Here is a 15175-nt window from a genome sequence, read left to right as displayed (position 1 = left end):
GTTGCGGTCAAGGCTGACTGTTGCCTGAAGAAGAGGTAATGATGGAAAAATTAACCTGTTTTAAAGCTTACGATATTCGCGGAAAGCTGGGCGAAGAGCTGAATGAAGATATTGCCTGGCGTATTGGCCGCGCCTACGGGGAGTACCTGAAGCCGCAGACCATCGTGCTCGGCGGCGATGTGCGCCAGACCAGCGAAGCGCTGAAGCTGGCATTAGCTAAAGGCTTGCAGGACGCCGGTGTGGACGTACTGGATATCGGGCTGTCAGGTACCGAAGAGATCTATTTCGCCACCTTCCATCTCGGCGTTGACGGCGGTATCGAAGTGACCGCCAGCCACAACCCGATGGACTACAACGGCATGAAACTGGTGCGCAAAGGCGCGCGCCCGATCAGCGGCGACACCGGCCTGCGCGACGTGCAGCGTCTGGCCGAAGCCAATGACTTCCCACCGGTTAACCCGGAAAAACGCGGCAGCTACAAGCAAATCTCCCTGCGCGATGACTATATCGACCATCTGCTCGGCTACATCGACACCGCTAACCTCAAGCCGCTGAAACTGGTGATCAACTCCGGTAATGGTGCGGCAGGCCCGGTGATCGACGCCATTGAAGCGCGCTTCGACGCGCTGAACGTGCCGGTGAGCTTTATCAAAGTGCACAACGAGCCGGATGGCACCTTCCCACACGGTATTCCTAACCCGCTGCTGCCCGAGTGCCGCGACGACACCCGCAATGCGGTGATTGAGCATCAGGCAGATATGGGCATCGCCTTTGACGGCGACTTCGACCGCTGCTTCCTGTTCGACGACAAGGGCCAGTTTATCGAGGGTTACTACATCGTTGGCCTGCTGGCAGAAGCGTTCCTCGAAAAGCACCCTGGCGCGAAAATCATTCACGACCCGCGCCTCTCCTGGAACACCGTTGACGTAGTTGGCCGCGCAGGCGGCACGCCGGTGATGTCGAAAACCGGCCACGCCTTTATTAAAGAGCGCATGCGCGAAGAGGACGCCATTTACGGCGGCGAGATGAGCGCGCACCACTACTTCCGCGATTTCGCCTACTGCGACAGCGGCATGATCCCGTGGCTGCTGGTTACGGAACTGCTGTGCCTGAAGGGCAAAACCCTGGCCGAGTTGGTGGGCGATCGCATGGTGGCTTTCCCGGCGAGCGGCGAGATCAACAGCAAGCTGGCGGATCCAGTCAGCGCAATCAAACGCGTTGAAGATCGCTACGCACCGGAGGCACTGGAGGTGGATTACACCGATGGCATCAGCATCGCTTTTGCCGACTGGCGCTTTAACCTGCGCTCCTCTAACACCGAGCCAGTCGTGCGTCTGAATGTCGAATCCCGACATGATGTGGCGTTGATGGAGGCGCGAACGCAGGAAATTCTGGCGCTGTTGAATCAGTAACTCTTAGTCGTTCTCCTCCCCATGTGGGGAGGAGGGCAAACAGGCAGGTACAACGATGACAAATCTAAAAAAGCGCGACCGGGCCAAAACGAATGCATCGTTAATCTCTATCGTGCAGCGATTCTCAGACATCACCATCATGTTTGCTGGGTTATGGTTGGTGTGTAAAGTCAATGCGTTGCCGTTTTTCTACATGCATCTGCTGATGGCGCTGGCCACGCTGGTTGTATTCCAGATGATCGGCGGCATGACCGATTTTTACCGCTCCTGGCGCGGCGTCAGAATGATGACCGAACTGACGCTACTGTTGCAGAACTGGACGCTAAGTATCGTCTTTAGCGCCGGTTTGATGTCGTTTAACTCGGACTTTGATGTCACCTTCTCGCTCTATCTTACCTGGTATCTGTTAACCAGCCTTGGACTGATGTTTAGCCGGGCGGTGATCCGCTTCGGTGCGGGATGGATGCGTAATCTCGGCTATAACACCCGCCGCGTCGCGGTGGCTGGCGATATGCCGATGGGGCAGGCGCTGCTCGACGGTTTCCGTAATGAGCCTTGGTTGGGCTTCGATGTTGTTGGCGTCTATTACGATCCGAAACCGGGCGGCATTGATACTGGCTGGGCAGGCAACCTTGAGCAGCTGGTTGAAGATGCCCGCAGCGGCAAGATCCATAACGTCTACATTGCGATGTCGATGGATGATGCTGCCTGCATCAAAAAACTGGTACGCGATCTGGCAGATACCACCTGTTCGGTGATCCTGATTCCGGATGTCTTCACCTTCAACATTCTGCATTCACGCATTGAAGAGGTGAACGGCGTTCCGATTGTACCGCTGTACGATACGCCGCTCTCGGGGGTGAACCGCATCCTGAAACGCCTGGAAGATATTGTGCTCTCGTCGCTGATTCTGCTGCTGATTTCACCGGTGCTGCTGGCCATCTCCGTGGCGGTGAAGATGAGCTCACCGGGGCCGATCATTTTCCGCCAGACGCGCTACGGCATGGATGGTAAGCCGATCAAAGTGTGGAAGTTCCGCTCGATGAAGGTGATGGAGAACGACAAAGTGGTGACCCAGGCGACGCAGAACGATCCGCGCGTCACCAAAGTGGGCAGCTTCCTGCGCCGTACCTCCCTTGATGAACTGCCGCAGTTTATCAATGTGCTCACCGGTGGGATGTCGATTGTCGGCCCGCGTCCTCACGCCGTTGCGCATAACGAGCAGTATCGTGCGCTGATCGAGGGCTACATGCTGCGTCATAAAGTAAAACCAGGTATTACCGGCTGGGCGCAGATTAACGGCTGGCGCGGCGAGACCGACACGCTGGAAAAAATGGAAAAACGCATTGAGTTCGATCTCGAGTACATCCGCGAATGGAGCCTGTGGTTCGATATCAAGATCGTTTTTCTGACCATCTTTAAAGGCTTTGTCAACAAAGCGGCGTATTAAGGAAAGGTCATGAGCCTGAGAGAAAAAACCATCAGCGGAGCAAAGTGGTCAGCAATGGCCACGCTGACCATTATCGGTCTGGGGCTGGTGCAGATGACGGTGCTGGCGCGCATTATCGATAACCACCAGTTCGGTCTGCTGACCGTCTCGCTGGTGATTATCGCGCTGGCCGATACGCTGTCAGATTTTGGTATCGCTAACTCGATTATTCAGCGCAAAGAGATCAGCCACCTCGAGCTGACCACCCTCTACTGGCTCAATGTCGGGCTGGGGATTGTGGTCTGCATCGCGGTCTTCTCATTGAGTAATCTGATTGCCGATGTGCTGAATAACCCGGATCTGGCTCCGCTTATCAAAACCCTGTCGGTCGCCTTTGTGGTGATCCCGCACGGGCAGCAGTTCCGCGCGCTGATGCAAAAAGAGCTGGAGTTCAACAAGATTGGCGCGATTGAAACTCTGTCAGTGATGGCGGGGTTCAGCTTTACGGTGATCAGCGCCTTCTTCTGGCCGCTGGCAATGACCGCGATCCTCGGTTATCTGGTTAATAGCGCCGTGCGTACGCTGCTGTTCGGCTACTTTGGCCGCAAGATCTACCGCCCTGGTCTGCACTTCTCCCTTGCCTCCGTCAGCTCCAATCTGCGCTTTGGCGCATGGCTGACCGCAGACAGCATCATCAACTACGTCAATACTAACCTCTCCACGCTGGTGCTGGCGCGTATCCTCGGCGCAAGCGTCGCCGGGGGCTACAACCTGGCCTACAACGTGGCGGTCGTGCCGCCGATGAAGCTCAACCCGATCATTACCCGCGTGCTCTTCCCGGCGTTCGCCAAGATCCAGGATGACACCGAAAAGCTGCGCCTGAACTTCTACAAGCTGCTGTCAGTGGTGGGGATCATCAACTTCCCAATCCTGCTCGGGCTAATGGTGGTATCGAATAACTTTGTGCCGCTGGTGTTTGGCGAGAAGTGGAACAGCATCATTCCGATCCTGCAACTGCTGTGCATCGTTGGCCTGCTGCGTGCGGTCGGTAACCCGATCGGCTCGCTGTTGATGGCGAAAGCGCGTGTCGATATCAGCTTCAAATTCAACGTCTTTAAAACGTTTCTCTTTATTCCGGCGATTATCATTGGCGGCCATCTGGCCGGTGCGCTGGGGGTGACGCTTGGCTTCCTTCTGGTGCAGATTATCAACACCATCCTGAGCTACTTCGTAATGATTAAACCGGTGCTCGGCTCAAGTTATCGGCAGTACATCCTCAGCCTGTGGCTGCCGTTCTACCTGTCGCTGCCGACGCTGGTGGTCAGCTATGGCCTCGGTCTTGCGCTGAATGGCCATCTGCCGCTCGCCGCCATGCTGGCGATGCAGGTTGCTGCGGGTGCCATCGCCTTTGCCGTGATGCTGGTTTTGTCGCGTAACGCGCTGGTGGTAGAGATGAAGCGTCAGTTTTGCCGCAACGAGAAATTGAAAACACTGCTTCGCGCAGGATAAGAAACCTTATTGAACCCCTTTATGAGGTCGTTATGAAATTATTGATCCTTGGCAATCACACATGCGGCAACCGTGGTGACAGCGCAATTTTACGTGGATTGTTGGACGCTATTGCCCGCCTGAACCCTGATGCGGAAGTGGATGTAATGAGCCGCTTCCCGGTGAGCTCCTCCTGGTTACTCAATCGCCCGGTGATGGGCGACCCGCTCTATAGCCAGATGAAAGCGCACAACAACGCCGCTGGCCTGATGGGGCGCGTGAAGAAGGTGCTGCGCCGTCGCTACCAGCACCAGGTGCTGCTCTCCCGCGTGACCGATACCGGCAAGCTGCGCAATATCGCCATCGCTCAAGGGTTTACCGATTTTGTCCGCCGTCTGGCTGATTACGATGCGATTATCCAGGTCGGCGGCTCCTTCTTTGTCGATCTCTATGGCGTGCCGCAGTTTGAGCATGCGCTCTGCACTTTTATGGCGAAAAAACCGCTCTTTATGATCGGACATAGTGTCGGGCCGTTCCAGAATGACGACTTCAATAAGCTGGCGAACTACGTCTTCGGCCATTGCGATGCGCTGATCCTGCGCGAGCATGTCAGCCTCAATCTGATGAAGCAGAGCGGCATTACCACCGATAAAGTGGAGCAGGGCGTTGATACCGCCTGGCTGGTGGATCACCATCAGGAAGATTTCACCGCCAGCTATGCGGTGCAGCACTGGCTGGACCTGGCGGCAAAAGAGAAGACCGTTGCCATTACCCTGCGTGAACTGGCGCCGTTTGATAAGCGCCTTGGCACCACCCAGCAGGCGTATGAAAAGGCCTTTGCCGATGTCGTCAACCGCGTCATTGATGCCGGGTACCAGGTGGTTGCGCTCTCTACCTGTACCGGGATCGACAGCTACAACAAAGATGACCGCATGGTAGCGCTCAACCTGCGCCAGCACATTCAGGATCCGTCCCGTTACCATGTGGTGATGGATGAGCTCAACGATCTGGAGATGGGCAAAATTCTTGCGGCATGCGATTTAACCATTGGCACGCGGCTGCACTCGGCGATCATCTCCATGAACTTTGGCACGCCGGCGATTGCCATTAACTACGAACACAAGTCGGCCGGCATCATGCAGCAGCTCGGCATGCCCGAGATGGCGGTGGATATTCGCCATCTGCTTGACGGTTCGCTGGCGTCAATGGCGGCAGATACGCTGGGTCAACTGCCGGCGATCAACGCACGTCTGGCAACGGCGGTGGCGGCCGAGCGCGAGCAGGGCATTAAGATGGTGCAGTCGGTGCTCGAGCGCGTGCAGGGGGTGAAATGAAAGTCGGCTTCTTTTTGCTGAAATTTCCCCTCTCGTCCGAAACGTTTGTCCTCAACCAGATAGTTGCCTTTATCAATATGGGATTTGAGGTTGAGATCGTCGCCCTGCACAAGGGCGATATGAACAATACTCACGCCGCTTACACTGAATATAAGCTGGCAGAGAAGACGCACTGGCTGCTGGCAGAGCCGGAAGGGAAGCTGGCGAAGCTGGGTTATCGCGGGCAGGCCATCGCCCGCGGCATGTTTAAGCCCTCTACCTGGAAAGCGCTCAACCTCTCCCGTTACGGAGATGAGGCGCGCAACCTGATCCTGCCCGCGATTTGCGGCCTCGCGCCGCAAACCTTTACGGCAGATGTCTTTATTGCCCACTTTGGCCCGGCGGGTGTCACCGCCGCAAAACTGCGCGAGCTTGGCGTGCTGAAGGGCAAGATCGCCACCGTTTTCCACGGGATCGATATCTCACACCGCGACGTGCTCACCCACTACACCCCGGAGTATCAGCAGCTCTTTCAGCGCGGCGATTTGATGCTGCCGATAAGCGATCTTTGGGCCGGGCGGCTGCTCACGATGGGCTGCCCGCAGAATAAGATTGCCGTCTCGCGCATGGGCGTCGATATGGCGCGCTTCAGCCTGCGTGACGTGAAATCGCCAGGCCATCCGCTGCAAATCATCTCTGTTGCACGTTTAACAGAGAAAAAGGGGCTGCATGTCGCCATTGAAGCCTGCCGCTTGCTGAAAGCGCGCGGCGTGGACTTCAAATACCGCATTCTGGGCATCGGCCCCTGGGAGCGCCGTTTGCGCACTCTCATTGAGCAGTTCCAGCTTGAGGATGTGATTGAGATGCCTGGCTTTAAGCCGAGCCATGAAGTAAAAGCGCTGCTTGATGAAGCGGATCTCTTTTTACTCCCTTCTATTACCGGCACCGATGGCGATATGGAAGGTATTCCGGTTGCGCTGATGGAGGCGATGGCAGTGGGCATTCCCGTCGTCTCGACCGTCCACAGCGGTATTCCTGAACTGATCGATGCCGGACGCTCCGGCTGGTTAGTGCCAGAAAATGACGCCGAAGCGCTGGCTGAACGGCTGGCGGCCTTTGCCCAGATGGCAAGCGACGAGGTTATGCCAGTGGTAACCCGCGCCCGGGAGAAAGTGGAAACGGACTTTAATCAAACGATTATCAACCAGCAACTGGCCAGTCTGCTGCAAACGCTTTGATAAGAGGCTTTATGACTGCGAAACGACGCTCAACCGCGCTGACGCGCCGCTCATTTCTGACCGCCAGCTCCGCGCTGGTGGCACTTCCCCTGCTGCATCTTCCCGCCGCGCGCGCGCTGGGTCGCAGCGACACGGTAAAATTAAGCGATTACAACCACAATGACTGGCCGGCTGCGCTCAAACAGGCTTTTGCTGACGCGCAGACGGTGGAGGTTCCCGCCGGGCTGGTGTGTGAAAACATCAATACCGGCATTTTTATTCCCGCCGGTAAAACGCTGCTGGTGCGCGGGGCATTAAAAGGCAGCGGACGCGGGCGACTTGTCCTGCAGGACGGTAGCAAGGTCATTGGCGAGCAGGGCGGCAGCCTCTATAACGTGATGCTGGATGTCCGCGGCTCAGACTGCACCATTAAAGGTGTCAGCATGAGCGGGTATGGCCCGGTAATGCAGATCTACATTGGCGGTAAAGAGAAGCGCGTAATGCGCAATCTGCTGATTGATAACATCGCCATCAGCAAAGCCAACTACGGCATTTTGCGCCAGGGGTTCCATAACCAGCTGGATGGCGCGCGCATTACCCATAGCCGTTTTAGCGATCTGCAGGGCGATGCCATTGAGTGGAACGTGGCAATCAACGACCGCAATATTCTTATCTCCGATCACGTGATCGACAATATCAACTGCACCAACGGCAAAATTAACTGGGGGATTGGCATCGGGTTAGCAGGCAGCACCTATGACAATAACTACCCGGAAGATCAGTCGGTGAAAAACTTTGTCGTGGCAAATATCACCGGCAGTAATTGTCGCCAGCTGGTGCATGTGGAAAACGGTAAACATTTCGTTATTCGTAATATCAAAGCGAAAAATATTACGCCAGACTTCAGTAAAAAAGCGGGGATTGATAACGCAACGGTGGCAATTTACGGCTGCGATAATTTCGTTATTGATAATGTCACGATGGAAAATAGTGCCGGGATGTTGATTGGCTACGGAGTAATTAAAGGCGACTATTTATCCATTCCGCAGAATTTCAAACTCAATGACATTCAGCAGGATAACAGCCGCAGCAAATATAAGCTGCGCGGTATTCAGGTCTCTTCTGGTAACGCGACCTCATTTGTCGCTATCACCAACATCAAGATGCAGCAGGCCACGCTTGAGTTGCACAATAAGCCGCAGCACCTCTTCCTGCGCAACATCCACATTACACAGGATGCCTCGGTAGGCCCGGCGCTGAAGCTCAATTTTGACCTGCGCAAAGATGTGCGTGGCCGCTTTATGGCGAAAAACGAGACGCTGCTGTCGATGGCGAATATTCATGCAGTCAATGAGAATGGTCAGAGCTCCGTCGATATCGACCGTGTGGATCAACATACCGTAAATGTCGAAAATTTAAACTTCCGCTTACCCGCTAAACGGCTTTAAGTCTCTTATACGGGGCTTTTGCGAGGAATCCTGGAGATTAAACCTGGGCGTTAGGATTACATCACTTGTCATGAGGGAGTATCACTCGTCGCCATTTTCAGACCTGTTTGCCATGAACGTACTGGCGAAAACAGATCAAGGGTTTATAATTCATCAATAAATTATAGGTGGAAGAAATAATGGTTAATTTAAAGGCAGTTATTCCGGTAGCCGGACTTGGGATGCATATGCTTCCCGCCACAAAAGCGATTCCAAAAGAGATGCTGCCGATTGTCGACAAGCCGATGATTCAATACATTGTCGATGAGATTGTCGCGGCGGGGATCAAAGAGATTGTTCTGGTCACCCACTCGTCAAAAAACGCGGTAGAAAACCACTTTGACACCTCTTACGAGCTTGAAGCATTGCTTGAGCAACGCGTTAAGCGCCAGCTTCTGGCTGAAGTGCAATCTATCTGCCCGCCGGGCGTAACCATCATGAACGTGCGTCAGGCACAGCCGCTGGGCCTGGGCCACTCCATTCTCTGCGCGCGCCCGATTGTGGGTGACAACCCGTTTATCGTTGTCCTGCCAGATATCGTGCTGGACACGGCAACCGCCGATCCGCTGCGTTACAACCTCGCCGCAATGGTTGCACGCTTTGGCGAAACCGGTCGCAGTCAGGTGCTGGCGAAACGCATGAAGGGCGACCTCTCTGAGTACTCGGTTATCCAGACCAAGGAGCCGCTGGACAGTGAAGGCAAAGTAAGCCGTATTGTGCAGTTCATTGAGAAGCCGGACCAGCCGCAAACCCTCGACTCCGATCTGATGGCAGTAGGGCGCTATGTCCTCTCGGCTGATATCTGGGCTGAGCTGGAAAATACCGAGCCGGGTGCATGGGGACGTATTCAGCTGACGGATGCTATTGCGCGTCTGGCAGAAAAACAGTCCGTTGATGCCATGCTGATGACCGGCGACAGCTATGATTGCGGTAAGAAAATGGGATATATGCAGGCATTTGTGAACTATGGCCTGCGTAACCTGAAGGAAGGGCAGAAGTTCCGCGATAGCATCCAGAAATTGCTGGCGCAATAATCAATTAAATTAATCTGGCGCTTCACGCCAGGTTGACAGGGCAGTAAAGAGTGACGCTGAGAGATATTGCTCTCAGGTTATTCTTACTGCCTTTTTTGTTTTTGGGTTGAAAATCAATAATAAAAAAAGGTAGTTATGCGTATTTTCTGCACTTTCATGTAAAAGATTTTCCCTTGTTTCCGGGGCAGTTTCAGCGGAGAATAGCCGCTTAGCATTTTATGTCCTGGCAGGCTGAGCGTCCTTGAGCTGGGCGTTAACAACATATCTGTCTAATGTCTTACACAGCGCGCGGGTAGCTGAAAAGCCTGGGGCGGTAGCGTGCCCAATGCATGAATGATCATTTTCTCTACACGCCGATCGCGTTTTAAACATTGCAAAGCAAGTACGGATAATTCTCGTGAAAATACTGGTCACCGGTGGTGCAGGCTTTATTGGCTCTGCAGTTGTACGTCATATTATAAATAACACCCAGGATTATGTGGTTAACGTTGATAAATTAACCTATGCCGGCAATCTTGAGTCTCTTAGCGACGTTAGCGAAAGCCAGCGTTATTTTTTCGAGCAGGCCGATATCTGTGATGCGGCTGAGATGGCGCGCATTTTTGCAGAACATAAGCCCGACGCAGTGATGCATTTGGCTGCAGAGAGCCACGTAGACCGTTCAATCACCGGGCCTGCTGCTTTTATTGAAACCAATATTGTCGGTACGTATGTGTTGCTTGAGGCGGCGCGCGCCTACTGGTCGGCACTAGATGAAGATGCTAAACAGGCATTTCGCTTCCACCATATCTCAACGGATGAAGTTTATGGCGATCTGCCGCATCCGGATGAAGCGCAAGTCGATGAACCGCTGCCTCTCTTCACCGAAAAGACCGCTTATGCGCCTAGCAGCCCCTATTCGGCGTCAAAAGCGTCGAGCGACCATCTGGTTCGCGCCTGGCTGCGCACCTACGGCTTGCCGACTCTTGTGACCAACTGTTCCAACAATTACGGTCCTTATCATTTCCCGGAAAAACTGATCCCGCTGGTGATTCTCAATGCACTTGAAGGTAAACCCTTGCCTATCTATGGCAAAGGCGATCAAATCCGTGACTGGTTATATGTGGAAGATCACGCGCGTGCGCTCTACGTCGTGGTAACGCAAGGCGTCGCTGGTGAAACCTATAACATTGGCGGCCATAACGAGAAACAGAACCTTGATGTAGTGCACACCATTTGCGATCTGCTTGATGAAATCGTGCCGAAAGAGGGCTCCTACCGCGATCAAATCACCTACGTGACTGACCGCCCAGGCCATGATCGCCGCTATGCCATTGATGCTGATAAAATCAGCCGCGAGCTCGGCTGGAAACCGCAAGAGACCTTTGAGTCCGGCATTCGTAAAACCGTGCAGTGGTATCTGGATAATCAGCGTTGGGTTGAGAACGTCAAAAGCGGTGCTTACAAAACCTGGATTGAGCAAAATTACGAGAAACGTTAATGATGAATATTCTGTTATTCGGTAAAACCGGGCAGGTAGGTTGGGAGCTGCAGCGTGCTCTGGCACCGTTAGGTCATCTCATCGCAGTTGATGTCCACTCTACTGACTACTGTGGTGATTTCAGCAATCCCGAGGGCGTGGCAGAAACGGTTCGCCGCGTTCGTCCCGACGTTATTGTCAACGCGGCGGCCCACACTGCGGTTGATAAGGCGGAATCGGAACGCGGTTTCGCCCAGTTACTCAATGCGACCAGCGTTGAAGCAATCGCGCGCGAAGCAGCAGCGATTGATGCCTGGCTGGTGCACTACTCAACAGATTATGTTTTCCCGGGCAGCGGCGAAACGCCGTGGCGCGAAACCGACGAGCCTTCGCCGCTTAATGTTTATGGTGAAACCAAGCTGGCGGGTGAGAAGGCGATTCAGCAATATTGCCCGAAGCATCTGATTTTCCGCACCAGTTGGGTCTTTGCTGCTAAAGGCAATAACTTCGCTAAGACGATGCTTAAGCTGGCGAAAGAGCGTGAAACGCTCTCCATTATCGGCGACCAGTTTGGCGCGCCGACCGGGGCTGAGTTGCTGGCAGACTGTACAGCCCATGCGATTCGTACTGCTCTGCGCAAACCGGACGTCGCCGGGCTTTATCACCTCGTTGCGTCCGGCACGACCAGTTGGCATGCGTTTGCAGAATTGGTATTTGCCGAGGCGCGTGCTGCCGGCATCTCGCTGGCGGTAAAAAATGTGAATGCTATTGCGACAGAAGCGTATCCGACCCCGGCAAAACGTCCCCACAATTCACGACTCAATACAGAAAAATTTTCCCGTGAATTTAACCTTATACTTCCACATTGGGAGAATGGGGTGAAACGTATGCTGGCGGAGTTATTTGCGGCAGGTTCGGTTTAACTAATTTGAAATGCCTCTGGGGAGGTGTTTTTAGCGTGAGAAGATGAAATGAAAACACGTAAAGGGATTATTCTTGCTGGTGGCTCTGGTACGCGCCTCTATCCTGTGACGATGGCCGTCAGTAAACAGCTGCTGCCTATTTTCGACAAACCGATGATTTACTACCCGTTATCTACGCAAATGCTGGCGGGTATTCGCGATATTTTGATCATCAGTACGCCACAGGACACGCCACGTTTTGAGCAACTGCTCGGCGATGGTAGCCAGTGGGGGCTTAACCTGCACTATAAAGTGCAGCCGAGCCCGGATGGCTTGGCACAGGCGTTCATTATTGGTGAGGAGTTCATTGGTACCGATGATTGCGCACTTGTCCTCGGCGATAATATTTTTTATGGGCATGATTTGCCAAAATTGCTGGATGAAGCGGTTAATCAGGAGGGCGGAGCAACAGTGTTTGCTTACCACGTTAACGATCCTGAGCGTTATGGCGTCGTCGAGTTTGACAAGCAGGGCACTGCAATCAGCCTTGAAGAAAAACCGATTGAGCCAAAAAGCAATTACGCCGTCACCGGCCTCTACTTCTACGACAACCGTGTGGTTGAGATGGCGAAGAGCCTGAAACCTTCTGCCCGTGGTGAACTGGAAATTACGGATATTAACCGCCTATACCTGGAGCAAGGTAATCTTTCTGTTGCGATGATGGGGCGTGGTTATGCCTGGCTGGATACCGGTACGCATCAGAGTCTGATCGAGGCGAGTAACTTTATTGCCACCATTGAAGAGCGCCAGGGGTTAAAGGTCTCTTGCCCGGAAGAGATTGCGTTTCGCAAAGGCTTTATTGATGCCGAGCAGGTTAAAAAACTTGCTGAGCCGCTGAAAAAGAATGCCTATGGCCAGTATCTGCTAAAAATGATTAAAGGTTATTAAGCATGAATGTGATCAAGACTGATATTCCCGACGTATTGATTTTTGAGCCGAAGGTGTTCGGCGATGAGCGGGGCTTTTTCTTTGAAAGCTTTAGCCAAAAAGTATTCGAAGAGGCTGTAGGGCGAAAGGTTGAGTTTGTACAAGACAACCACTCCAAATCGGCACATGGGGTATTGCGCGGATTGCATTATCAACTTGAACCATATGCACAAGGTAAACTTGTGCGTTGCGTTGTGGGTGAAGTTTTCGATGTTGCTGTTGATATTCGTAAAGATTCGCCGACATTTGCTAAATGGGTAGGTGTCAACTTATCTGCAGAAAATAAGCGTCAATTGTGGATTCCTGAGGGATTTGCTCATGGATTTTTAGTTTTGAGCGAAACGGCTGAGTTTGTCTATAAAACAACAAATTACTACCATCCTGAAAGTGATAGAGGGATTATATGGAATGATAAGAATATAAATATTGAGTGGCCTCTGCAATACCCGCCCATTTTATCGAAAAAAGACTTACAACATAATATGCTCAATTAGATGTGATCTACAGGTGTTAATATGCCACCGCGCGATGAATATAAACTTGCTATATTGGTTGTACTTTATAATAAACAAATAGATGACTGCGTGACTATCTCTGGCTTAATTGACTCATTAGAGAAAGTTGAATTTGAGGCTAGGGATATGGTTATATGCATATGGAATAATGGACCTTCCTCTATTAATTGCAATTTAACCTCGGAAAAGTGTCAAATTAACCTGATTGAAACAATAGATAATAATTCATTGAGCTTTATTTATAATACTTTTATTGATAAAGTTCTCGCGCATAATTATTTGCTTTTAGATCATGACTCAGTTATTAATTCTGAATATTTGCGAGAGTGTTTTTTCAATAAGGAAAAATATCTCATCCCTTCAGTTATGACTTCTCATGGAATGCAAAGTCCTAAGTTCTATAGGATGCCATCTCATTCCTTTAGCAAAACTATGCTAGCAATAGGGAGTGGGATATGTTTATCGAAAGCAGCATGCGAAGAAATGAGTAAATATTATGGGAATGTTTTTGATGAACGTTTCTTTTTTTATGGAGTTGATTCAACATTTTTCTTAAGAATTAATAAAATTGGGAATGCAAAAAAAATAAAAATTAGTAGTCAAAATATTTTTCACTCCTTGTCAAGACTTGAAGTCGAGGATGAGTCCACTACAAAGTTTAGAGTGAAAGAGCGAAGCTATGATCAGGCGTTAACTCTAAGGTATTACTTTAGTATATTTACTTGTTTTACAGTGTTAAAAAAAATAATCGCATCATTTTTGTTTTCTAAAAAAGAAATAAGTTTGAAGTATTTCATGGTCGCATTTTTTAACGGCAAGCATTATAAGAGTAGAAAAAGATGAGGTTTATCATTATCGGATACCGAGATTCCTACTTCTGGAATGAGTATGGAACTTCTGTACGGGATTTACAAATAGCTGAAATTTTATCAAGGGAACATGAGGTAATATTTGTCAATCGGCCTGTCTCTATTTACGAACGTGTTATAAATAAAAGCAAAAAAAAATCTATTTATGAAAAATATTCTTCGAGAATAACTTTCCTGGACAGTACCAGTTATGATCTTATCGGACCTGTTCGGGGACGCTTATGGACTGAAAAGTGTTATATTAAGTTCATTGATAAAGTAATAGATTTATATGCGACAAACTTCAATGGAAAAGTTATTATTATTGATTTTACGCCGCTTGCAAAAATCAACTACAAGCCGTTAAAGAATGTTATATATTGGTATGATCTTATTGACAACTTTGCAATTCATAACAGATTTAGTTCCAGGGAAAAGTTTGCTGTAGCGCAAAAGTATTTATATGTGGATAAACACGCCAATTTCATTACAGCCGTATCCGAAAAAGCGCTTAAGTCATTCTCAAATAAATACAAATATGTTATGCCTAATGGCATTTATATAGAAGAAAGTGTAAACGACAATAGACATTTACCGAAACGTCATAACAATTACCAATTAGGTTTTGTCGGTTTTATTACTGATAAGTTTGATGTCGATTTCGTTAACAAGCTTGCAGAAAAATACACTATAATTATTTGGGGTAAATGCTTTGATGATAAAATAATTCAACGTTTAGATGACAGGATCAAAGTTGCTGGTCCATTCAGATATAATGATTTGCCCGATATCATGACTACCTTTCAAGTTGGGTTGATGCCCTATTTAGCTGAAAAATCCCATGATGAATCTCCTTTAAAAATGTATGAATATTTTAAATATGGTATTCCATGTTTATCATCCATGAACTTTGAAATTGATAGTAAATGGTTTGAAAATTATTCTAATCTCAGTATTGAGAAATTAGATGATATTATACGCTATTTTCTGGAATGCTCACATTCTGATGATGTTAAAAAAACAATCCGTGAGGAGTGGATGTTTGATACAAAAATAAAAACGATTCTCTCCCGATTAAAATGAG

The 15175-nt window shown here is 50.5% G+C and carries 13 protein-coding genes; all 13 read left to right on the top strand.

Features of this window, described 5'->3' with window-relative positions; genetic code table 11:
- The first annotated feature begins 41 nt into the window (after positions 1-41).
- Positions 42-1412, top strand: coding sequence for a colanic acid biosynthesis phosphomannomutase CpsG (gene cpsG, locus HF650_RS15280; protein WP_187802708.1), 1371 nt, complete (start codon positions 42-44; stop codon positions 1410-1412).
- Between the two features lie 55 nt (positions 1413-1467).
- Positions 1468-2862: an undecaprenyl-phosphate glucose phosphotransferase gene (gene wcaJ, locus HF650_RS15275; RefSeq protein WP_187799360.1), complete on the top strand. Its 1395-nt coding sequence runs from the start codon at positions 1468-1470 to the stop codon at positions 2860-2862.
- Positions 2863-2871: 9 nt separating this feature from the next.
- Positions 2872-4350, top strand: a complete 1479-nt coding sequence (gene wzxC, locus HF650_RS15270; protein WP_187799359.1) for a colanic acid undecaprenyl disphosphate flippase WzxC — start codon at positions 2872-2874, stop codon at positions 4348-4350.
- A 32-nt stretch (positions 4351-4382) separates the two neighbouring features.
- Positions 4383-5663, top strand: a complete 1281-nt coding sequence (gene wcaK, locus HF650_RS15265) for a colanic acid biosynthesis pyruvyl transferase WcaK (protein WP_187799358.1) — start codon at positions 4383-4385, stop codon at positions 5661-5663.
- Entirely contained in the window at positions 5660-6880 is a 1221-nt protein-coding gene (wcaL, locus tag HF650_RS15260) for a colanic acid biosynthesis glycosyltransferase WcaL (protein ID WP_187799357.1), read from the top strand. Before wcaK ends, wcaL begins: the two co-directional genes overlap by 4 nt.
- 11 nt (positions 6881-6891) lie before the next feature.
- Complete coding sequence (gene wcaM, locus HF650_RS15255; RefSeq protein WP_187799356.1) at positions 6892-8307, top strand: colanic acid biosynthesis protein WcaM; 1416 nt, start codon at positions 6892-6894, stop codon at positions 8305-8307.
- Between the two features lie 179 nt (positions 8308-8486).
- On the top strand, positions 8487-9380 hold the full coding sequence (gene galF / locus HF650_RS15250) for a GalU regulator GalF (protein ID WP_094420942.1): 894 nt from the start codon (positions 8487-8489) through the stop codon (positions 9378-9380).
- A 397-nt stretch (positions 9381-9777) separates the two neighbouring features.
- Positions 9778-10860, top strand: a complete 1083-nt coding sequence (rfbB, locus tag HF650_RS15245; RefSeq protein ID WP_187799355.1) for a dTDP-glucose 4,6-dehydratase — start codon at positions 9778-9780, stop codon at positions 10858-10860.
- A 2-nt stretch (positions 10861-10862) separates the two neighbouring features.
- Positions 10863-11762 carry a dTDP-4-dehydrorhamnose reductase gene (rfbD, locus tag HF650_RS15240; RefSeq protein WP_187802707.1) on the top strand — a complete coding sequence of 300 codons (900 nt, stop codon included), beginning with the start codon at positions 10863-10865 and terminating at the stop codon, positions 11760-11762.
- A 48-nt stretch (positions 11763-11810) separates the two neighbouring features.
- Positions 11811-12689 carry a glucose-1-phosphate thymidylyltransferase RfbA gene (gene rfbA, locus HF650_RS15235; protein WP_187799354.1) on the top strand — a complete coding sequence of 293 codons (879 nt, stop codon included), beginning with the start codon at positions 11811-11813 and terminating at the stop codon, positions 12687-12689.
- A gap of 2 nt (positions 12690-12691) precedes the next feature.
- Positions 12692-13222, top strand: a complete 531-nt coding sequence (gene rfbC, locus HF650_RS15230) for a dTDP-4-dehydrorhamnose 3,5-epimerase (RefSeq protein ID WP_187799353.1) — start codon at positions 12692-12694, stop codon at positions 13220-13222.
- 21 nt (positions 13223-13243) lie between these two features.
- The gene (locus HF650_RS15225; RefSeq protein WP_187799352.1) at positions 13244-14086 is read left to right on the top strand and encodes a hypothetical protein; all 843 of its coding nucleotides are present in this window, start codon (positions 13244-13246) and stop codon (positions 14084-14086) included.
- The gene (locus tag HF650_RS15220; protein WP_187799351.1) at positions 14083-15174 is read left to right on the top strand and encodes a glycosyl transferase; all 1092 of its coding nucleotides are present in this window, start codon (positions 14083-14085) and stop codon (positions 15172-15174) included. The genes HF650_RS15225 and HF650_RS15220 overlap by 4 nt, the downstream gene beginning before the upstream one ends.
- The last annotated feature ends 1 nt before the right edge of the window (position 15175 follow it).

The organism is Kosakonia sp. SMBL-WEM22 (genome assembly GCF_014490785.1).
Lineage (GTDB): Bacteria > Pseudomonadota > Gammaproteobacteria > Enterobacterales > Enterobacteriaceae > Kosakonia.
The sequence above is the reverse complement of the archived record's forward strand: the minus strand, read 5'-3'. Positions and strand labels throughout refer to the sequence as shown.